Here is a 23,273-nt window from a genome sequence, read left to right as displayed (position 1 = left end):
AGATGAACTTATATAAAAACAACTTACCGTTTGCCCTAATGATCGCATTACTGCTGAGCAGCACGCTCCTCTCTTGCAACGGTACCAAAGAAAAATCAGCAGAAAAAGAAGCAACGGAAGTACATGAAGACGAGGCTTCACCTAGTGATGAAATTGAGTTGACCGCCCAGCAAATGAAAGCAGTAGGGATTGAAATCGGCACGATCCAGGAGAAAAACCTGACTGCTGTCGTAAAAGCAAGTGGTCAACTGGCAGTACCACCTCAAAATGAGGCTAAAGTAAACCTGCTTTCTGGCGGGATCATTCGTAAAATCAATGTTCTCGAAGGACAGCAGGTAAAGAAAGGACAAGCCCTAGCAGTAGTAGAAAATCAGGAAATGATTAAACTGCAGCAGGATTACCTGTCTTCGAAAAATGGATTTGCCTTTGTAGATGCAGAATATAAACGCCAGCAGCAATTGAAAGCCGCAGATGCCGGAACAGGTAAATCTTTCCAGCTGGCAGAAGCAAATTACCATACGGAACTTTCAAAAATCAAAGCACTCGAACGTCAGCTGCAGCAGCTGGGCATTTCTCCAAGAAGTGTTTCTACAGGAAATATCACTGCACAGACGACGGTAACAGCGCCCATTTCTGGAACTATAGGTACCATTCAGGTGACTACCGGTGCTTTCGTACAGCCTGGAACTTCCTTAATGGACATTGTAGACAACTCAAAAATCCATGCCGACTTACTCGTATATGAGAAAGACCTTTTCAAAGTACAGGTTGGACAAAAAGTAAGTTTCAGACTCACCAATCAGGACAACCAGCAAATTGAAGGTGTACTCATCGGGATCAACAAATCATTTGAAGACGATACCAAAGGCGTAATTGTTCATGCCGTGATCACCAAACCGCTGCCAAACCTGATTCCAGGAATGTATGTCACAGGATTGATCAGCGTAGGTACAGAAAAAACAACGGCAGTGCCCATTGATGCAGTGGTAAAAGCAGAAGGAAAAGAATATATTTTCATTCTGGAAGAAGAAGGGAAAACAGATGAAAACCCTAAAAAAGAAAGCCCTAAAGAAGCAATGGAACATGGCACGCATTTTAAGAAAATAGAGGTGGTCACAGGGGTTTCAGAATTGGGGTATATCAGCATTACTCCACTGGAAAAACTTCTTAAAGACACGAAATTAGTGATAAAGGGAGCATTCTACCTGCAATCTAAATCTACAGCTCCAACCGCTCACTCCCATTAAAAAACGGTATTTTTGTACCATAGGCACTAATTTACAGCCCTTAAAAAATCCGAACACTGAAAATATAAGAGATCAGGAAATGACAAAAGACATCGAACAAAGGCTTAAAAACAAAAACATCAACCCCACTGCTATGCGACTGCTGGTTCTGGATTTTTTGATGCAGCAAAATACCGCCATTAGTCTGAATGATTTGGAGAAAGGCATGGGGCCATCCGACAGGATCACCCTGTACCGTACCCTGAAAACTTTTGAAGAAAAAGGACTGGTTCATCATATTGATGGTGGGACAGGTACCACTAAATATGCTTTGTGCCTGGAGGAATGTGATAGCGACCACCATCATGACCTCCATGTACATTTTTACTGTAATAACTGTAAAGAAACCTTTTGTCTGCCCAACACTAAAAATCCAGAGATCACACTTCCTAAAAAGTTCCGCTCTGAAGAAATGAATCTTGTGATTAAAGGAGTATGTGACCTTTGCAACCCGGATTAGCCATTGCTAAACCCCGCATCTTCTGGCCTACTATCTTCATCTTGCTGTAATGAACATTGCAATAGCATTGCATCATTATTGCTGATAAATTTGTATATTAATTTTAAAGACGAGGCAAATAATTATGAAAGATTGCTGCAATACAGAAACCGCAACAACTACTATAAGAAACCAGGATAAAAAACCCAAAAATGGCCTTCATGACCATTCAAAACCTGGACATCAGCATCATGATGGGCACCACTATGATGGAGAAAGCCACGACGATGATGATGGACACTACCATGGATCTGGGGAACCGGAATCATGGACCAGCCACTGGCCCCTGCTAACCGCCCTGACAGTGGTCATCGTGATGCTAACGCTAGAATACGGTTTTAACATTACCTTTAATCAAGTTACTCAACTGATCATTTTTGTTCCTGCATATCTTTTGGCAGGTTACAATGTATTGGATCTCGCCTTCAGAAAAGCCATGAGATTCGATTTCTTCAATGAGTTTTTTCTGATGAGTGTAGCCACCATTGGTGCATTTGCCATCGGCTCTTACAGTGAAGGTGTGGCAGTTATGGTCTTCTATTCTATCGGCGAATGGTTCCAGGATAGTGCCGTGAACAAAGCAAAAAGAAGTATTAAAGCACTTTTAGACATCAGGCCCGATATTGTAGATGTAATCCGCGATGGAAAAGTGACTACGATTGCTCCTGCAGAAGTGGCTATAGAAGAGATCATTCAAGTGAAACCGGGAGAAAAAGTAGCCCTGGATGGTGTACTGTACTCCGAAAAAGCAACATTTAATACTGCAGCCCTTACCGGCGAAAGCAAACCAGATTCCAAAAACAAAGGCGATCAGGTGCTGGCAGGAATGATCAATTTGAACCAGCTGGCACAAGTACAGGTGAAATCTCTGTTCAAAAACAGTAAGCTCAGCAAGATTCTGGAAATGGTGCAGGATGCCACAGCCAGGAAATCACAGACCCAGCTTTTCATTTCCAGATTTGCCAAAGTATATACACCAATTGTATTCCTGCTCGCAGTGCTGCTCATCACCCTTCCCTACTTCTTTGTAGCGAACTATGTGTTTCAGGAATGGTTTTACCGCGGATTGGTATTTTTAGTCATCAGCTGTCCATGTGCCTTAGTGGTATCTATCCCACTTGGTTATTTTGGAGGAATCGGACTGGCTTCCAGGCATGGAATCCTATTTAAAGGATCAAACTTCCTAGACATCATGACTAAAATTGATACCGTGGTGATGGATAAAACCGGCACCCTGACTAAAGGTGTTTTCCAGGTGCAGAAAGTGAGCACAGCCAGCGGAATTGAAGAAAAAGAATTCATTCAGCTGCTCGCGGCGATCGAAAGTAAATCAACGCACCCGATTGCAACAGCAATTGCTGAATATGCAGGAACTGCCCCAAATCAGGATAAGATCGGCCATGTAGAAGAAATCGCCGGACACGGCTTAAAAGGCTTAATTGATGGCAAAGAAGTCCTTGCAGGTAATGCTAAGCTCCTTAAAAAGTTCAGCATTGCTTATCCTGCAGACATAAACGCCATCGTAGACTCTGTAGTGGTAGTGGCTATTGACCAGAAATTTGCAGGTTATGTGACCATTGCTGACGAAGTCAAAGCAGATGCAAAACAAGCCATTACAGATTTACATGCTTTGAATATCAAAACAGTAATGCTGAGTGGTGATAAACAAAGTGTGGTAGATAAAGTAGCTGCATTTTTAGGCATCGACCAGGCCTTTGGTGACCTTCTTCCTGAAAACAAAGTGACACAGGTGGAAAAGCTCAAATCCGCAGGAAGGACACTGGCATTTGTTGGAGATGGCGTAAATGATGCACCCGTAGTGGCATTGGCAGATGCAGGAATTGCAATGGGTGGACTGGGCAGCGATGCAACCATTGAAACCGCCGATATTGTGATCCAAAACGATCAGCCCTCCAAAATAGTCGCGGCCATTAAGATCGGCAAGCTCACCAGAAATATTGTTTGGCAGAACATCATCCTTGCTATGGGGGTCAAAATCATGGTACTGATTCTAGGTGCAGACGGTGTCGCTAACCTTTGGGAAGCGGTAATTGCAGATGTTGGTGTGGCTTTACTAGCCATTCTAAATGCTTTCCGCATCCAAAGAATGAAAGTTTAAATTTTGGAGGAATTGCCAAGCATCTTGACTATCCTGCCAATATGAACGATTAAAATTTAGAATATTATAACGCTATTGCATGGTCATAAACCAATATCGACCATAAAATGAAGCACAAATTTACATGGAGTGTGCTGGCCGTTCTGACCAGCACCTTTCTTTTTTCCTTTATCAAGGCGCATGATCCTACCACCACAGCGCATAGCCGCCAAAATACTGAACAAAATCCCTGGGAATCAAAGTACCTTAACGTCAATAAAAATGGAAGCATCACTTACCATCCCGACGAAAAAGGAAATACGATTCCTGATTTTAGCCTAGTCGGTTACCACCATGGCCTAAAATCCATCCCCAAACTTAAAATCGTAAAAACCCTCCATCCTACCACTGGCGATGCAGGAAACATGATTCAGCAAGCAATTGATGAGCTTTCAAAGCTGCCCTCAGATAAAAATGGACACAGAGGAACCATTCTTCTAACTAAAGGTACTTACCCTATTTCGGGCACAATACACCTTAAATCCGACGGCATTGTACTCAAGGGTGAAGGAAATTCAGCCAATGGGACTAAACTCATCGCCACCGGAAAAGGCTCCCGCTCACTCCTGGAAATCAGTGGCACCGGCAAAATCACAGAAATCTCAGGCAGCAGGGTAAATATAACTGATGCCTATGTCCCTACCGGAGCGAAATCTTTTCAGGTAACTGATGCTAAAGCCTTCAAAGCAGGTGATAAAATCATTCTTTTCAGACCAGGAAGCAGCAATTGGATCAAAGACATACAAATGGATCAGATCATAGCCAGAGAAGGTACTAAACAATGGACGGCTGAAGATTATAACCTGAGTTATGAAAGAGAGATTACAAAGATCGTTGGGAATACCGTCTTCATAGACAACCCTGTAGTCATGGCTATAGACCAGAAATATAGCACTGGAGCCATCTACAAATACAGCTATAAGGGCCGTTTACAGGAAGTTGGTGTAGAGGACATACTTTTTGAGTCTGAATATGCGAATGATACCGATGAAAACCATGGGAACATTGCCATCGACTTTGACCATATCGAAAATGGCTGGGTAAGCGGCATCACCGCGCGCTTCTTTATCTATGCCGCGGTTAGTCTGAATACTGGCGCAAAGAACATTACGATAAAAGATTCCAAATGTTTGGATGCAAAATCAATAATTACTGGTGGCAGAAGGTACTCCTTCAACAACAACGGACAGCAAAACCTCTTTATGAACCTGGAAACCACAGAAGGCCGGCATGATTATGTAACCGGCGCAAAAACAGCAGGTCCTAACGTGTTCTACAACTGCAAATCCAGAAATACGCATGCCGATATCGGTCCACACCACCGCTGGGCAACAGGAACGTTATACGACAACATCGATACGGATGGACAAATTAACGTTCAAGATCGCGGAAACTGGGGCAGCGGACATGGCTGGGCAGGTGTCACACAGGTATTATGGAACTGTACCGTGGAGTCTGCCGCCGTACAAAATCCCTGGGCATCAGGCAAGAACTATGCAATAGGTCTTAAAGGAAAAAAGGTAGCCGGACGTTTACCAGGAAAACCTGATGGAGAATGGGAAGGTCAGGATCATAAAAACCTGCAGCCCCCATCTTTATTCCTTGCACAAGTTAAAGCTGCCGGAATCAATATCCGGTAGCTTTCAAAATAAAATCTACAATGGGCTGCGGATTGGGAAGACTATGCGGGCGATGTTTGCCTTCTGGCTTATGAATCAACTGAATCTCTCCACCCGCAGCTTTAATCTGCTCTGCAAATGGAAGGCTGTTCTCTGCCATCGGCACCACCTCATCCATATCGCCGCAAACATGAAGCATCGGATATTTACCCTTTACAATAGCGACAATCTGGTCTATCGGACTTCCTTTAAAAGCCTCGGCTTCCGCATCATTTGCATAACCGTAATCCTTTAAAAAAGTCGCCCAACTGGCTTTACTGCCAGGTCCTGTACCCTTACCACCCGGCCAGCTTTTTAAATTCAGCACTGGATTATCCGCATAAACACAAGCCACTTTATCAGGATTAGCCGCCGCCCAGTTATAGACAGATACGCCGCCTCTGCTCATGCCTTCCATCACCGCTTTCATTGCAAATCCCATCTTTTGAAGGGAACGGTAAAAGTCATTCCAAATGCCAATAGCTTCCTGATTACCAAACAACTCTGCCACATCGCAATACACGATATGGAAACCACGTTCGAGCAAAGCGATATCCGTTTGCGGTTCATGCCCAAAGAACCTGGCTCTCCATACCCAAGGCATGCCTTTTGCGACCAGCTTAGGACGAACAATCCGGGCATCACGTCCTTTAAATGAAAAATCCAGTTCCTCATAACCATAAAAAGAACTCCTTTTCAAAGGTGCTCTTATCTTGCCGGAAAAGTCCCTACCTGTCTTGTTTTTTTGCAAGACAAAAGCCTTTAATCTTTCCGCAATAAAGCTGTCCCCAATAGCGTTCGGGTGGACTTTATCCGCCAGTAAAGACTCTTTATCTCCAAATAAAGAATAAAGATCCAGCAACTCCAGTCGCTCTTCATAAGCAACCTTTTGTATCATAGGGATCAGGCTGTCCTTTAGATAGCTGCCAGAAATACCAAACTGCGTTTCAGAAAAAGCTTTCAAAGGCAATAGTAAAACGACCTTAGGCTTCGATGCCAATTCCTGAAAACTATGCACCATATGTTTATAATCCGCGACAAAAGATAAGATCTCTGCACGGTTGATTTGTTTACTGTCATTCGTTCCTAATTTGATAAAAACCAAGTCTGGCTTACTGATCAATACCTGCTGATATTCCTTCGTGTTCCAATATGGTTTATTCCCTTTCTTCAGCATCGTTGCGCCACTGACACCAAAGTTCAGCACTTCAAAATCAGGCCCCAATAGTACCTGTAACTGTGCAGGGTAGGATTCTCTCGCTCTATCTTTTAATCCAGAACCAAAGGTGATGCTATTACCCACGCAAACAATGCGTGTTTTCTCCTGCCCATACCCTTCATAACCAGTAAAAAAAACCAGCAATATCAAGAGCAGCTTAAATACTTTTTTCATTTTTCTATTTAGTTTTAGACAGATCAATACCCTTGACTCTCCAGAAAGTGTTTAACTTTGCCCAATCCGGTCCGATCTTATTGCTTTCCCAAAAGGGCTTAAATGGCGACTGCCCCGGTTTTAAAAACAAACCATTGTCCATCTTTTTAAGGACCACATTTTTCAATACAAAGCCTTTTTCAGGAGTTCCGGAATATGCTGTGCTCAGGATCAGGTTATCCTCAAAATCAACCAGCACCTTTTCATCGTACCATTTTAGTGGAGATTGATCCGCCACAATGGTATTCTCCACAAAAACCGTGTTTAAAGCGGGTAAATATCGACCCGGGGTATAGCCCGCAGCAATTGCAAAAGGCTCTTTACAATGGAGTATCAGGTTATCCTTGATCACTGCATTTTTCACTTGCCAATGGCTCGTTAGTATCGGATTTGGCAATCCTGCCATCACAGAAATCGCAGCACTGACACTGGTTCCTGTTAAATCCTGAAAGTAATTGTCGTGCACAAAATGATCTTCCCCAATAATGCGCACCCCACCGGTTCCAGGCTGCCCATTGCCAATAAAAAAATTCCCTGAAACTTCCGCATGATTCCCATGTCTTAAGGTCAGCGTCGCCTTGCACTCATAAAACAAATTGTTTCTGATGATATTCCTGCATGATTTATTAGAAACGGCTTCTAATTCCCCATTACAGCGTTCAAAAATATTTTCTTCCACTACCGTAAACGAATCATGAAAAGACCAGGTACTGGTCCCTATCCTAATCGTTTCGCCGCCATTTCTTCCCAATTCCGGACGAGGCCCGAAATAATTATGGTCAATCTGGTGGTAATTTGGTTTTTCTGAAAGCCATACGATCAGCGTCACTCCTTGATGACTTTTCCCTTTAAAAAAACAATGGTCAACCCGATTGTGCTCTCCTCTTAAAGAAACCCATCGGTAATCTACTTTTTCATCTGGATGATTGTAATCGACCACCGCGGTATTTGTTAACCTGCAAAAAGAGGCACTTTCAGAAAAATTAATCACATCACCTGCATTTAAAAAACCATTGCTAAAAGACAAGCCATCTACCAGCAGCCAGGTCCCCTCAATCTCCAGCGAGGAACTACCGGTCAAGACCGTTTTCCCTGGATTTGCAGCCAATAAAACAATGGGACGCGCATTGGTCCCATTGCCTTTAAATACAATTTTCTGATCTTTCCAATCACCAGCTTCCAGTAACACCCGATCACCAGGAGCTAAAACCAACGCTTCCAATTCCTTTGCAGAACGAATGCGATAATCTTTTGCCTGCCCAACAGCGACGATCCAGAACAGAACAACAGTAAACAGTATTGTTTTCATTTTATTAATCTAATGCTCCAGTTTTCATTTCTTTTTTAGGCTGAACCGTGACATGGTGTTCAACAGTACCTTCCAGCTCCAGGCGAATCACCGATGCTACCGCATCAGGAGCTTCCTGATATACGGTAATCAACAAATCATCTCCTTTTCTTTGCGTGCTCAGCTTGCCTTTACCGTTCGCTAAAAGCGATGCCGATAATACCTTATTTTTCAATCCAGGAACCACTAAAACACCATCTTTAGGCCAGTTGAACACAGACAAATAAAGGACAGTTCCTTTTTTAGTTTCTTTTCTTGTACAGCGTCCCCAATCCAATGGTGCCATAGGGCTGGCTTTTGTCCCATAAATCGCTTCACTATTTACCTTCATCCATTTTCCAAAGTCGCTCAGTCTTTGTATACTTTCCTCAGGAAAAGTACCATCAGGTTTAGGACCCACATTCAGCAGGTAGTTCCCCCCTTTAGAAGCGATATCTACTAAATTACGGATCAAGGTTTCACTTGATTTCCATTTGTGATCTGCAGTACGGAATCCCCAAGTTCCATTCATGGTCATACAGGTTTCCCAGTCCATGCCATCCAATTCCGCCTGGCTAGGGATCTTTTGCTCTGGTGTTTTAGTATCACCAGGAAAATTCGGTCTTTTTAACCGGTCGTTGGTAATAATTTGAGGCTGTGTTTTTAACGCGTTTTGAAGTTTTAAAGCGGCTTCATCTGTCATATTTGTTGGCGTATCCCACCAAAGCACAGCGATATCACCGTAATTGGTCATCAATTCTTTCACTTGTGGTACAGCTACTTCATCGATATATTGGTCGAAAGTTTTGGTCTGCTGAGCAGGATCCCAATGGCCTTTATTAGCCAGGGTATAAGCATCAATCTTTGTAGAATCTGGATTTGCCCAGCCATCTCTCATTTCTTTTCGTGCAGCAGATCCACCTGGATTATTCCAATCCTGTGCCTGAGAATAATAAAAACCTAATTTCAGCCCATATTTCTTGCAGGCTTCAGCTAAAGGTTTCAACAGATCTTTACCATAACGAGTGGCATCGGTGATGTCCCATTTACTGGCTTTAGAATTGAACAAAGCGAAACCATCATGGTGTTTTGCGGTGATGATCAGGTATTTCATTCCCGCATCTCTGGCCATTTTCACCCAGGCATCCGGATCATATTTCGTCGGATTGAAGCTTTTTGCCATTTCCTGATATTCTGCCACTGGAATCTTAGACCGGTTCATGATCCATTCCGCACCGCCGCGCAACTGTTCATGTCCCTTGTATACACCAGCAAACTGTGCATAGACACCCCAATGGATGAACATCCCGAATTTGGCTTCCCGCCACCAGGCCATCCGCTCGTCTTTAGTTAGCGCGCGCTGGCCATGCGCCAATTGAATAAAAAAAGATAAAGCTATGATTAGTGATAATGATATTTTACGCATAATGTTTATAATGGTTAGGTTTCCTAATGTACTGCAGATTTAGCAAGGGGCACACTCTGGAATTGGCTGATGTTTCAGCAATATTACCTTGAGTGCCCCCTTGTAGCAATAGGCCATTCTTCTAATGGATGTCCTTTTTCCAGCGATTATTGCGCAGCATCGGCATAAGTAGTCCCGATTCTGATCTTTTTCACGTAATGCGTCACCGCCGCTTCATCTCCACCATACATCCCCATTTAGGATCACAATCCTGCACATCAAGGGTCCTGCACATAAGTCGCTGTGTGTTATTCGACAAAGTTTGTTTTACTCCGTTATACCAGAATTCCACAAATCCGATGGCTGGATTACGAGAAACTTTCATACGAATCACAAAGCTCATCCAGGTACTTACCGGTAAATTAATCGACCAGGGCACTGTAGCTACATGGTTATCGTCAAAATGCTGCTGCTCTAATTTACCTGATTTTGTTCTCAGCATCAAAGGATGATTTTGCAGCGAGCCATCAGTTGGATAAGATTTCCATTGGAAGATCGCCTCCGTTTTTAGATTAGAAGGGATGAGCAGCTTACTCGTAAATCCGATGTAAATCTCATCTCCTTCGGCTGCCTGAAAATTCTTGGCACCACGTACCTCGGTACGGTGGCTTCCCAATGGTTTCAAAAATTTCCAGGTCAATACATCCGTTTCATCCGTCACCGTAGACAATGCCCCCGTTCCCTTAATATTGATGGCTTTCCAGAGATTATCAGGTCCATTACTGGCATCACCGTTGAACAGTACCGAAGCAATAACCGGATCATCAGTTGTCCTGGCCACTTCTTTAGTCTTCGGATCCGGACTAAGGGCAAGCTCTGCCGCCCCTTCTTTTTCACAACTGGACAATAACATACCCCCACTCACCAATGCAGCAATCATTAATTGGTTCTTTTTCATAAAGTTTATATATGGTTAGTATTAGGTTGATTCTTGTTATTGTCCGGTTATGGAATAAAAAACATCCGGTATTTCATGCGCAGGTCTTATTGCCAAAGCGAAAACCACTAAGACCAGCAAAAGCCTATTTCAACTGATCTGCCCTTAACAAAGCTTCCAGATAATAATAATCCGCATAAGAAAGCGGGACATCTACCTCAGAATTTGAAGGTTTAGAGCCGGTACTGCTGATCAGGATAAAACCTTTATTTGTACCCAATGGGGCGGTGTATTTATTGGCCATACTGTTCACCATCAAATTAGCTTTGTCCATATAAAGCGTCTTTTGAGTACTATAATCACTCAGTTCGTACAATGCGGAGGCGATTACCGCAGCGGCCGATACATCACGGGGCTCATTAGGAATATTCGGCGCATTAAAATCCCAGTAAGGAACCAGATCCTTTGGCATATTTGGATGATTCAAGATATAAGCGGCTATATTGTCCGCCTGTTTCAAATAAGCAGGATCTTTAGTGAATCGATAGCACATGGCATATCCGTATAATGCCCATCCCTGGCCTCTTGACCAGGCAGACTCATGGCTATAACCCTGATGGGTTTGTTTTTTCAAAACCGCACCAGTTTGAGGATCATAATCAATCACATGATAAGAACTGTAATCCGGGCGGAAATGGTTTTTCATAGTCACATTGGCATGGCTCACTGCAATTTCATAGAAAGAAGAATCACCAGTTAATCTGGTGGCTTCGAACAACAATTCCAGGTTCATCATATTGTCAATAATCACTGGATTTACCCATTTATCCCGACTATGATCCCAGGATAAAATCACCCCTGTTTTAGGGTTAAAGCGCGTCGCTAGTTTTTTTGCCGATTCCACAATCACCTCTTTGTAATGTGCATCTTTCGTAATGCGATGGCCTGTGCCAATACTGCAATACACTTTAAAACCCATATCATGTGTGGTACCATTCAGCTTTTCCTTTTCAATAAACGCAGAAAATTTTCTGGCTTCCTTCATCCAGGGCTGCTGATGGTTGTATTCATATAAAAACCAAAGCACACCAGGAAAAAAGCCACTGGTCCAGTCTTTCGAAGCCACCAATTTCAACTTTCCATCTTCTATAGTCCTCGGCGAAACTAATGCTGGATTTTTGGAATGCAGCTTTGCTTGTTCCATCTCCTTCAGCATAAATTCTGTCTGTTTAGCAGCCAGCTTAAACGCCTTTTTAACGTTCGGTTTCTGGGCAAAAGCGCTGCTATGCAGCAAAGAAAGGGCTAGTACAGTAAATAGGTATCTTTTCATTATTCTAAATATTATATGGGTAATTACTTATTTTAAAAAGGGTATTAACTGGACTTCCAGGAGTTTCATCAGCTCAATTCCACTCGTGTTTTCTACACTAAGTTTTAACTGATACTCGCCTTTAGTCAGGGAAACCTGTCCTATTTCCTGGGTTACGACACCTGATTTTTGCACGATAGCAGGCATTTCTTTATTTATGGAACCCAGCTGAACGCGATAGGTCCCTTTCGGATCTACTCCCCCCAGGTATTTTACCAACACCTTATATTTTGCCGGTGCCAGCGTTTTAAAGTCCCAGGAGAAATACGGCCCTTTCTCTTTTAAGCCATCTACGAAATAGCGGTTGGTTTTGCCATCGCCAAAACCAAAACCTTTTCCATGCAATGTCGCATCAAAAGCAAGCAGCCTGTTCGTGATATTTTTATCCGCCAGTAAACGCAAAGCATCAGCTGCTAAAGGAGTGCTTAATTCCAGTACCACTACTGCATCCACCGAATCCGGACTTGCTGCAGGCACAGAAATACTCAAATCTGCTGGGCTTAAACGCTTTACTGCTAATTTCTTTTTTGCCGGATCATTTAATAGATAAGCTTGTTTAACATCGTTTTTTAAACCTGCCAGCATTAGTTTCCCGTCCTTTGGCCATTCAAAGACATGCAGGTATACCTGTTTTTCTTTCTGTGTGGTTACTCCCCATGCTGGAATCGGCAAGTCCGAGCGCTGGGTTCCAAAAATTGAAACCGAGTTTTTATGCAGCCATGGGCCAATACTATCCAAAATACGCTGGTCTTTCTGATCGAAACTGCCATCGCCTTTAGGACCAATATTCATCAATAGATTGCCACCACGAGAACTTGCATTAGCCAAGAGGCGAATAAAAAAAGCGGCAGACTTATGACTGTTGTCATGTTTTGAATAACCATAAGATTCATTCGTAGTAGGAATCGCTTCCCAATCTCCAACTACGGTACGAAATTCTGCCGGACGGTCTCCTGTATTTTGATAATCACCAAAATTCCCAGTAGCACTTCTCGCCAAACGGCCATTCACTACAATATTCGGATCCGTTTCCCGGATCGCTTGCAGTATGCTCAAGTTTTCTGAAAATGGTAATTTATGGGGCGTATCAAACCATAAAATATCCGGATGATAGGTATTGATCAATTCCTTAATCTGAGGAATTGCCTTCTCATTTACATATTTCTGTGCTTTAGGCAACCATTCCGGATGTTGATCAAACCAATTTGCACCACCAATCAATTGATCACCTCCAGGGTTTTTATATTCCCAATCATTACCCGGTGCATTTGGATCTTCCCAATCGAAAGCATGAGAATAGTAAAAACCGAATTTCATACCATATTTCTTTGCTGCTGCTGCCAATTCCGCCATCGGATCCCGCTTAAAAGGCGTCTGATCTATCACGTCAAAATCGGAGACTTTAGAATCAAACATCGCAAAGCCATCATGATGTTTCGCAGTCACAATGAAATAATTCATACCCGCATTTTTTGCGTCTAAAATCCATTCCTCTGCGTTAAATTTCAAGGGATTGAATTGATGAGCAAGATCCAGATAGACAGCCCTACTGATCTTTTCTTTTCGCATCAAATGTTCTGCATATCCGTCCACTACTTTTCCTTTCCATGCTCCCTCAGGGATAGAATAGAGCCCCCAATGGATGAACATCCCAAACTTCGCATCCCTCCACCATTGAATCCGTTCCTCATGATTTTTCATGGAAGCCGTCCACCAGCCATTTTTAGCCGCCTCAATTGCCCGTTCATCGCGTGCTTTTGCCTGGTTAAACATATCTTTATCCTCATCACCCGCTACCTGGCTATAACTATAACCCGAACTAAGCGATAAAGAAAGTAGTAAAAAAGCCGACTTACAATTCATTCTCATTTAACCTCATTATCATTAAAAATACTTCTAAAACCCTGTCCTGTTCCTCTGCAACAAAACCTTGAACTGCTCCATTTCTGATGGTTATTGCAAAACACCTTACAGCCAAATCAGCGGATTTCTAACCGGCAGATTGCGAATCACCTCTTCCACTTTTGGTTGATGATCCAGCTGCTGCCAGGTCTTCAGCCATTCTTTCTGCTGAAAAGCAGCTGCCGCAAATATTAAAAAAGGCTGTGCTACCGGCCAGTAGTCCCAGTACATCACATCCGGCTTTAAAGGCCATTTACTTTTATCGTTTACAAAAGGATAGAAATACGCCACCCCTTTCTTGATGGATTTACCATCCGTCGTTTCGAAAGTCCAGAGGTTATCCTGAGGCGTAGAAAGAATCTGACAAAGTGTAGTCATCGCATCGAGGTTAAAAACCGAATAACCGTAAGGTTTTGTGCGCGACAATTCTCTAGGAAAGCTACCATCAGCAGCCATCTGATGAGGAAGCAGTACCGTTTTATAGCGCTCGCTGCAGAACTTCATCAACCGCTCATTTCCGGTTAGCTTCGCAAAAGAAGCCACCTGCATCGTAAAACAGGTCCCATGGTTGTTCTCCGCATTCATCTCATCTTTGCCATAAGGATGCGTCATCAGCCAGTTGAGGTATCCAGCAAACCAACCCTTCACACCTTCCAGCACGGCTTTATCCAGAACAGCCGACATGACCATCACCCCTTGCGCTACTTCCATCAACTGTATGGTGTCAATAATGCCAATCCCACGACCAGTAAAACGGCCTTTTATCGCCTGCGCGAACTTCAGGTGCGGGTTCATCAGCGTACCCTCATTTATAAACCAGGCTTTCAAATGTACCATCGCCTGTTTAGCGTATTTTTCTTCAGCTGTCAGGCGATAAGCCGAAGCCAATGCACCGATAATTTCACTAAAGCGGATCATCGCTAAGCGATGCGCCACAAAGTTTTCAGGATTAGTCATCCCATCTCTTTGTATATAAGGCCCATCCGGGTTTTTAGGATCTGACCACCAGTAATCTCCTTCGGAAAAGAAATCATGTGCACCGCCAGCACTTCTTGTGGAACTTGCTGCCGTTACCGTGACCGACTTTTGCTGCATCGCCCATTTTGCCTTAGCCAACACCTGCTTTTTTAAAGTCATTTCCGCCTGCTTCCTGATTTCGTCTGCAGATACTATGATTTCATCAGGGGGTAACAGACTGCTATCAGATTTCAGCTTCACTCCATCAGCCACTGGCATGGCTTCGTCCTCATTCAAGGGCTTTCCAATGGCTGGCCTTTGCAGGCCAACCAGTAGAAAAACTCCCATAAAAACCCTCAGGATTCCTTTATTCATATTCAGCATCTATTTTGTCATTGCTTTAAAACTGATCTTATTCAGTGTATTCGGTTTCCCCTTCACAGCTGTGCTGATTGAACTTTTCAATTTCCCATATTTTCCACCTTCCATTTTAATCTCCCTGAAGCTATAAGCACCTTTTTCATAATCAAAACTCTCGCCATCATCATCATACAGCTGATAGGTTCCAGGTTTCGAACCATAATACCTGATCTCCAGATCAAGCTTATCGGTAGGTTTCGGGGCATGCATTAAAGCTGGCCCCATTGGTATGATGCCACCATCTTTCACATACACAGGTATGCGATCTAAGCCTGGTGTAACGGTAATCAACTGACCATCACCTACAAAATCACCTGTATAAAAGTCGAACCATTTTCCTTTGGGAAGGATCACCGTACGTGTTGTTTTTCCGGCAAACATTGGCGCCACCAATAAGTACTCCCCGGCCATATATTGATCTTTTACTTCTTTAGTAACCGCATCTACGTAAGGATTCTCTTCCAAATTCGCATTTCTCACTTCTTTATCAATTCCGGAATTAAAACCAGGCTCCAAATTCATTGCACGGAAAGGAGGAATTCCTTGAAAATGATATTTTGCAAACTCACTATACCAATAAGGCATCATTTGCATCCGCAAAAGAGCCATGTCTTTCACTTGTTTTTCTACTTCCGGATAAGACCATGGTTTTGTACCGCTAGACCAGGCATTGATCATCGCCATTGGCGAGAACACGACCGATTGCATCCTGCGCAGCCATTCTTCTCCCGTTTTAGAGGCCCTAACTTCTGGGGTCCATAATACACCGGCAAAACTGCTATTGATTAAAGCGGTGATAAAGTCTTCATGGTTGTAATAATCATTATAGATCACATAAGGAAAAGATGTTCCGCCACCATTGGAGCCACGAACCAGGCCATAAGTACGCTGATTGCGCTCCCGAAAAAGGTCGGTACTGTAACGCTGGATCAGCAAACCATAAGTCTGACGCATTTGTTCCGCAGATTTTTCGGAGGGAAATGTGGTCACATCCGGCCATAAATAATGGTCGTAACCATCCACTTCATCAAATTTATAGCCGCTCACACCAATAGTAACCTGGCTCTTTTTCAATTGACCAAACAGCTGCTGCTGTGCCTCGGGCATCGTCAGATCAGGTATTGTACCTAACCAAACGGTATGGTCTGCGGTAAATGGCTTGATCGCTTTGTAAATTGGAGATTCCGGTGAAACGTAAGGATTGGTCCATAAATTCAGTCTGATTCCTTTTTTGAGCATATCGCTCACAAAGCCTGCAGGATTCGGAAATCTGCCCTTATCCCATTCAAAGGAACAAGGATAAGCTTTGCTTTGCCAGCCGGGTTCTAAACCAATAAAATCCAAGGGAAAGCCTTTTTCTGCAAAGGTATCGGCTTCTTTTTCTACCTCTTCCGCGCTAAAAAGAGTTTTTACACGCTGTGTAAAGCCCAATCCCCAGCGCGGAGGCAAAGGACCGCCGCCATTGAATAAATTGTAACGGCTCACCGCTTTTAATGGCGTGGGACCAGCAAATACATAAAACTCTACGCCTTCTGCTGGCACCAGAAATTCTACAGCATCCGAATATGGACGGGAAGCCCAGCTTTTATCAGTATTCCGGTCTTTGGCAGGCGCTGCATTTTCACTGTCTCTCCGAACCCCGGTTCCTGCATAAACTTTCAGGTAGCGGGCAGAATTTATAAAAACTCCATAACCATCCGAGGACACATAAAAAGGGCTTGGCGAATGCGTCCGGCCATTGTCTTTCCCACCAAAATGATCCACATGCAGTTCCAGAATCTTTCCACGCTGATGAACAGTTTGAAAATTTAAACCGAAACCAAACAGCTGCTCCTCCTTTTTCAGGGGGAAACTTAAATAGGTTTTTCCATCTTTTAACTGGGCAACGACCTGCTGCTGTACCATCGGGAATGCTGCCGAACCCATTTGCTTTAAACCGGCGGCATACGGTTTGACGCCCGAAGCCGTCAATAAATTATAACTTTCAGGACGGCCAACCGTCCCTTTCCAAACACCTGGAGCCACCAATTCCCAGGCGATAGTTTGTGCATTTAAAAAAAGACAACTCAGTAAAAATACAGTACAAATCAAAATGATTTTAAACATAATCTTTAACTGTTTTATAGGGTGTATACTTTGTAAGTCTTATTTTTTTCAGTCTTAAAATCAAAAACATAGCCCTCAGGTACTGTTAATTTTTTCAACACTGCCTTTGAAACATTCTTATAAGCAGGTACGTAAGGTTTTTGCGTTAATCGGTTGCTGTTTTCCCCTGCAGCGGAGCTTACATTTAAGGCATTAGCACCACCTAAAGGAGTACCAGCCGCATCTAGGGCTACAATTCTAACCGGCTGTAAGGTTCTCAATCTGCAATTCCCTCCGATTTCAGATTTGATCGTTGCCTCCCTTAATTTTCCATCCTTCCAATTCATTCCGATCACAAAATTTCCTCTGGCCTTAATCCCCTGAATACTGCCGGAAGACCAGGCATCCGGTAATGCCGGCAACAGACTGATCATCCCATCCTGACTCTGCAATAGCATCTCTGTAATTCCTGCCGTTGCTCCAAAGTTGCCATCAATCTGGAATGGAGGATGTGCATCAAAAAGGTTCGGATAAGTACCTCCTCCGCTCATCTGAGCTTTCGTCAAGGTCGGATCGATGTAAGTGAAAGCATCTTCCAGTATTTTATAAGCATGATTGCCATCCTGCAGCCTCGCCCACCAATTAATTTTCCAGGCCATAGACCATCCTGTGCTCACATCACCTCTAAAAACCAGGCTTTGTTTTGCCGCACTGGCTAACTCAGGTGTTTCAAAAACAGAAATCTGATTGCCAGGAAACAGGCTGAACAAATGAGAAATGTGACGGTGCTGATCTTTTGGATCGTCCCAATCCTGAAACCATTCCTGTACCTGACCATACTGTCCGATGTGGAAAGGATATAACTTTTCACGCGCTTGGATCAGTTCATTTCTGAAAGGCGCATCTATATTTAAGACCTCAGTGGTACGGATGATGTCCGTAAACAATTCTCTAAGGATCGACATATCCATCGTTGAAGCTTTGGAAAGCTGGTATTCTTTACCTTGAATTTTAACTGTATTTTCCGGAGAAGTGGATGGACTGGTCACCAGGTAACCACTCTGATCATCTTTGATCAGCCATTGCAGCATAAATTCCGCAGCCCCTTTCATCAAAGGGTAAGCGGTTTTGCTTAAAAACAATTTGTCGCCGGTAAACTGGTAATGCTCAAACAAATGTGTACTGAACCAAGCACCGCTCATCGGCCAGGCCGTCCATCTTGGTGCCCCTTTAGGATCCCAGTCATAGCCTCCGGGAGGAGATGTTTTTGCCCAAAGGTCAGAATTGTGGTGGGCTACCCAGCCCTTGTCTATATTGTAATTTACTTTAGCGGTCTTTGCCCCATTCACTGCCAGTTCTTTCATAAAATCAAACAATGGCTGATGGCATTCCGAAAGGTTGGCATTTTCTGCCAGCCAGTAATTCATTTCCGTATTGATATTGGTGGTGTAATTACTCCCCCATGGCGGTTGTACATGGTCGTTCCAAATCCCCTGAAGGTTCGATGGACGAGATCCCGGGCGGGAACAGGCAATCATCAAGTATCGGCCAAACTGATAATATAAAGCTTGCAAACCTTGATCATTTTTAGTACTTGCATATTGCTTTAAACGTTCCTCCGTAGTCAGCTTTTCGGCAAGCGCATTCCCTTTCAGCTCAAATTTCACCCGGTTAAAAAGCTGCTGATAATCTTTAATGTGCTGCGCTTTCAAAACGGCATAACTTTTTCCAAACACGGCATTCATAGCTGCCATGCTGGCTATGGAAGGATCTTTCCCAGCAAGCCCTGGAGATTGATCAAAGCCGTTAAAGCTGGTCGCTTCTGTTAAATAGATCGTCACTGCATTCGCCTTTTGAACGACCAGCTGATCCCCAGCTGCTTTTAGCGTTCCACCTTCATTTTTGACCCTCATCCGGATCTCAAAAGTCATCCCTTCTTTTTCATCATACTCTACCTGCTTCGGCTCGTAATCCCTGTTTGCGACAAACTTTGGCGCCTTTCCTTTCAAGATCAATTCCTTCCCAGAAACCGCAGCAGTCTTAAAACGCAGTTTACTAATTAACCCTGTATTAAAACTGATCGAACCCGGCTTACTTGCCGTAATGCGCATCATCAATACCTTTCCCGGAAAACTGGTAAAGACTTCTCTTTTATAGTCTACACCATCCAATGAATAATTCACTGTAGCGATGGCATTGTCCAGACTCAGCGCTCTGTTGTATTCAGTAGGAATACTATCTTTCTGATTAAACTGCAGGTACAAATCTCCTAAGGGAAGATACCTTGCCGAATAAGGGCCCTGCATTTTACGCCAAAGCTGTGTGGCTTCCTCATATTTGCCTTCTTCAATTGCTTTACGTACTTCTGGCAATACGCTCGGCCCTGCCGGATTATTTCCTGGATCTGGATAGCCAGACCATAGTGTATGGTCGTTTAAAGGGATTCTTTCCCGGTTTACACGACCATACACCATGGCACCCGTTTTACCATTGCCAAGCGGCAAGGCTTCTTCCCATACTTTCGCCGGGCGGTCATACCATAATTTTAAAGGCTGCTGTGCAGCAGCATTCATCGAAATGGACAAGACCCCTAAGCAGACATACAGTTTCTTCATGTTCTATTCGTTTATTTCCACAAATGCAGAAGGCAATCCATCAGCTTTTACACTCGCTACACTCTTTCCTTTATTCATTTTGATGCTGATCTCTGCACGGCCATTTCCAAGCTGTATTTTTCTAGAGCCGCGGGCAGTTCCCAAATCATCAATCAAAGTACCGTCGCCAGTAATACCAAAGCTGACATAGTTTTGCGCATCCAAACACAAGATATTGTTCTTGTCTAATACTTTAACCCGAATCGTGGCCATCCCATCCTTTGCAGACACCTTTTCCAGTATCATTTTTGCAGGTTTATCCCATTTCGCCGTTTGATATTCTTGTGTGATCTCATCTGTAAACACCTTTCCATCTTTCTTACCAACCGCCTTTATCGTATTCTGGCCTTCCATAAAAGTGACCTTCCACCTTAAACCCGCAGCAGGAAAGTCCTGGCTATTTCTTTTTCTCTTGCCTATGCTTTTACCGTTCAAGAAAAGTTCTACCTCATCCAGGTTCGCATAAACCTTGATCATTTTTTCTTCAGCAGCATCCCCCCATCTTACCGGCCAGGAATGGCCATAAATATGGATCATTGGCGCTGTTGTCCAGTAAGACTGGAACACATAAAACGCTTCTTTCTTCGTTAAATCACGCTCTACCACTCCTTTTTGGTTCATGTAAGGAACCGGATTATCCGGACGAACTGGCGTAGAAAAATCTTTAAATGGCCAGTAAGCAGCACCAGTCAGCCAAGGCATGGTTTCCTGCTCTTTCAAATGCCAGTCGATCAGATTTACGATATAACTTTCACTCCAATCGCCATCTTTAGACACACGTGCACTGCCGCCAAATAATGAAGCATCACCTGCACGCTCATCGGCCCCCTTACCTTTAGTTACCAGACTCAAAGCGTTATCCGGACTTTCCGAATGTCTGCCTGCATGGCTATCCCCTCCCCATTCGACATGAAGAAAGTGGTCTACTTTATCAAATTCTTGTTTGGATACTTCTTTGTATTCCGTGTAAATCCCACGGTACCAGCCTGCCCAGATCGAAGGTGAGTAAACATCTACAATGTCTTTACAGAAATCACATCTTCTGATCGCTGTTTTTCTGGAAGGATCCAGTACGTGTGAAAGGTCGTTCAGTTCTTTCATAAACTCCCTGATCTTATGCTGATCAAATTCCGAGAAATCTCCCGGCCAATCATTTTCATTCCCCATTCCCCAGATGATAATCGAAGGATGGTTGTAATGCTGCTCTACCATATTGCAAAGCATGGTACGCGCCTGGTTTTTATAGCTTTCGCCACCCAAACCACCACGACACCAGGGAATCTCTTCCCATACTAAAATCCCTAAACTGTCACATAAATCCAGTACAATTCTAGACTGCTGGTAATGACCGAGGCGGATAAAATTAACGCCCATACTTTTCATCAGCACCATTTCCTCGCGGATCTGATCTTCTGTCATCGCTGCCGCTACACCCGCATGGTCTTCATGACGGTGCGTACCACGTAATAAAAGCCTTTTGCCATTCAGCATAAAAGGCCCTTTTTTAACAAACTCAAAATTTCTGAATCCTATTTTCTCCGAATGAACCGAAGTTGCCCCATTGGCAGTAATGCTCATTTCTACAGTATACAGGTTTGGATGTTCTGTAGACCATAATTTCGGCTTCTTCAAAGTGGTTTCCCAGAGTTCTTTCTTTCCATAAAATGCCTTCCATTGCTTATTAAAAGAAGCTACCAATTTTCCCTGAGGATCTTTAACCTGGAATTTGACCATTACCGTGTCTACGCCATCCGGATTTAGCAATCTTGAACTGATCTTCAAAGCGCCTAAAGCGCCTTTCGCATCCACACTTGCTGTAGCAAAAATCTTTTCTGCGGATACCTGCGGTACATAAACAAGGTTCAGGTAACGGTATAAACCGCCATATACATTAAAATCTGATAGATCCGAAGGGATCATTTCAAGATCCCGGGAGTTATCCGAGCGGATTTCTACCGGGATCTTTCCTTTAAACTGTTTTTCAAATAAAGGGTTTTTACGGAAAGTCGTTACCGCATCGGTAACATCAGCTGTCCATTCATCGTAACCGCCAACATGCTCGGCTACTAAAACATCGTAGATATAAACTTTAGTTTTCTGCCCTGCCCCTTCAAAATGAAGGAGTGTTCTTCCGTTTTTATAAGGATTGCTAATGGTCAGCTGCGTCCGGTACCAACCCGGTCCCTGGTAATAGTTTACATCGGGAGTAACTGCATCCTTCGCATTGAAAGAATGCGGAAGAACGACTTGCTCCCATACCGGGACACTTTCAGGATTTCCAGGTTTCACAGGCCTGATGGCTTCATAAATGCCACCAAGATCACCTTTAAGAAATTCCCAATTTTGGGTTAAACGCTGGCTTTGTTGTGCGAATACATTATTAAACAGGATCGTGCAAAAAAAGACTAAAGCTATTCTTCTCATAAATTTTATTCTGGTCGGTAAGGATAAACTGTGGCGCCATAGACATGAACAATGGCATTTGTGGTCACATAACCACCGGATCTATTTTTCGTTAATTTATTAATCACCAATGGCGCAAGGTCATCGTTGTTTAAAATAGATAAACTCATTTTACCTTCCTGATCAAATCCGTTTCCCCCATTCAAATAGCCCAGCGTAGAAGTTTTACTGGCCAATGTTCCTGGAGGCAGCATGGTTTGCGCATCAACGGGCGTTAAACGGAGATTGTTGAAGTTATAAGTCCCCTGCAGCATCAGGTAAAGAAAATAATTCTTCACATCAGCCTTTGGATAATCTGACCATTTTGTGGCAGGCCTGCTTGTAATTACCCCTGTACCAGACACCTGGGTGATAATAGGGAAATCAAACCACATTCCTCCAGTCACCTTATTCGTCTTGGCATCCCAAACACGAATCGCATCATTGTGAAGAAACATGAAAGTCATGCCCTGCTTTTCATAGGCAGCAAGATCAATCTCTGCATATTCCAAACCTTTTCTCATCCATTTAAAAACCGTATCGCTCAGGTTAGTCGGGCCTTCATAAGAACGGTCTTCTAAGAACTTCCTGGCCGAGATGTGAATGTTCGGATCCAGTGTTTGAGGATTATAATCGTATTTCTTTTGCAGTTCCATATCGAACAACGTGCATCCCGTTAATGGGAACAGCAATAAGAAGGCGTACCTTTTCAGTAATCTATTGATCTTATTCATTGTCTTTT

At 43.5% G+C, this 23,273-nt stretch carries 15 protein-coding genes; 4 read left to right on the top strand and 11 right to left on the bottom strand.

Features of this window, described 5'->3' with window-relative positions:
• Positions 1-2 precede the first annotated feature (2 nt).
• The 4 genes from H9X96_RS13940 (at position 3) to H9X96_RS13925 (ending at position 5,583) form a co-directional block, all read left to right on the top strand.
• Positions 3-1,247: an efflux RND transporter periplasmic adaptor subunit gene (locus H9X96_RS13940; protein ID WP_187666879.1), complete on the top strand. Its 1,245-nt coding sequence runs from the start codon at positions 3-5 to the stop codon at positions 1,245-1,247.
• 79 nt (positions 1,248-1,326) lie between these two features.
• Positions 1,327-1,746 (top strand): Fur family transcriptional regulator, encoded by a 420-nt coding sequence (locus H9X96_RS13935; protein ID WP_187666878.1) that lies wholly within the window; start codon positions 1,327-1,329, stop codon positions 1,744-1,746.
• Between the two features lie 124 nt (positions 1,747-1,870).
• Positions 1,871-3,904, top strand: a complete 2,034-nt coding sequence (locus tag H9X96_RS13930; protein WP_187666877.1) for a heavy metal translocating P-type ATPase — start codon at positions 1,871-1,873, stop codon at positions 3,902-3,904.
• A 107-nt stretch (positions 3,905-4,011) separates the two neighbouring features.
• On the top strand, positions 4,012-5,583 hold the full coding sequence (locus H9X96_RS13925; RefSeq protein WP_187666876.1) for a hypothetical protein: 1,572 nt from the start codon (positions 4,012-4,014) through the stop codon (positions 5,581-5,583).
• On the opposite strand, the gene H9X96_RS13920 is transcribed toward H9X96_RS13925, so the two are convergent.
• The 11 genes from H9X96_RS13920 to H9X96_RS13870 form a co-directional block, all read right to left on the bottom strand.
• The gene (locus tag H9X96_RS13920; RefSeq protein WP_187666875.1) at positions 5,570-6,994 is read right to left on the bottom strand and encodes a GDSL-type esterase/lipase family protein; all 1,425 of its coding nucleotides are present in this window, start codon (positions 6,992-6,994) and stop codon (positions 5,570-5,572) included. The genes H9X96_RS13925 and H9X96_RS13920 overlap by 14 nt on opposite strands.
• A 4-nt stretch (positions 6,995-6,998) precedes the next feature.
• Complete coding sequence (locus H9X96_RS13915) at positions 6,999-8,342, bottom strand: polysaccharide lyase 6 family protein (protein ID WP_187666874.1); 1,344 nt, start codon at positions 8,340-8,342, stop codon at positions 6,999-7,001.
• Between the two features lie 4 nt (positions 8,343-8,346).
• Positions 8,347-9,786 (bottom strand): alpha-L-fucosidase, encoded by a 1,440-nt coding sequence (locus H9X96_RS13910; RefSeq protein WP_187666873.1) that lies wholly within the window; start codon positions 9,784-9,786, stop codon positions 8,347-8,349.
• A gap of 202 nt (positions 9,787-9,988) precedes the next feature.
• Entirely contained in the window at positions 9,989-10,723 is a 735-nt protein-coding gene (locus tag H9X96_RS13905; protein ID WP_222943906.1) for a heparin lyase I family protein, read from the bottom strand.
• A gap of 124 nt (positions 10,724-10,847) precedes the next feature.
• Entirely contained in the window at positions 10,848-12,032 is a 1,185-nt protein-coding gene (locus tag H9X96_RS13900; RefSeq protein ID WP_187666872.1) for a glycoside hydrolase family 88 protein, read from the bottom strand.
• A gap of 27 nt (positions 12,033-12,059) precedes the next feature.
• Positions 12,060-13,940, bottom strand: coding sequence for an alpha-L-fucosidase (locus H9X96_RS13895; RefSeq protein ID WP_255431115.1), 1,881 nt, complete (start codon positions 13,938-13,940; stop codon positions 12,060-12,062).
• Positions 13,941-14,039: 99 nt separating this feature from the next.
• Complete coding sequence (locus H9X96_RS13890) at positions 14,040-15,305, bottom strand: alginate lyase family protein (protein WP_255431114.1); 1,266 nt, start codon at positions 15,303-15,305, stop codon at positions 14,040-14,042.
• Positions 15,306-15,314: 9 nt separating this feature from the next.
• The gene (locus H9X96_RS13885; RefSeq protein ID WP_187666871.1) at positions 15,315-17,456 is read right to left on the bottom strand and encodes a TIM-barrel domain-containing protein; all 2,142 of its coding nucleotides are present in this window, start codon (positions 17,454-17,456) and stop codon (positions 15,315-15,317) included.
• Positions 17,457-17,470: 14 nt separating this feature from the next.
• Positions 17,471-20,050, bottom strand: a complete 2,580-nt coding sequence (locus tag H9X96_RS13880) for a glycoside hydrolase N-terminal domain-containing protein (protein WP_187666870.1) — start codon at positions 20,048-20,050, stop codon at positions 17,471-17,473.
• Between the two features lie 3 nt (positions 20,051-20,053).
• On the bottom strand, positions 20,054-22,513 hold the full coding sequence (locus H9X96_RS13875; protein ID WP_187666869.1) for a glycoside hydrolase family 2 TIM barrel-domain containing protein: 2,460 nt from the start codon (positions 22,511-22,513) through the stop codon (positions 20,054-20,056).
• A gap of 5 nt (positions 22,514-22,518) precedes the next feature.
• Positions 22,519-23,265, bottom strand: a complete 747-nt coding sequence (locus tag H9X96_RS13870; RefSeq protein WP_187666868.1) for a hypothetical protein — start codon at positions 23,263-23,265, stop codon at positions 22,519-22,521.
• Between the last annotated feature and the right edge of the window lie 8 nt (positions 23,266-23,273).

The organism is Pedobacter sp. N36a (assembly GCF_014472395.1).
Lineage (GTDB): Bacteria > Bacteroidota > Bacteroidia > Sphingobacteriales > Sphingobacteriaceae > Pedobacter.
The sequence above is the reverse complement of the archived record's forward strand: the minus strand, read 5'-3'. Positions and strand labels throughout refer to the sequence as shown.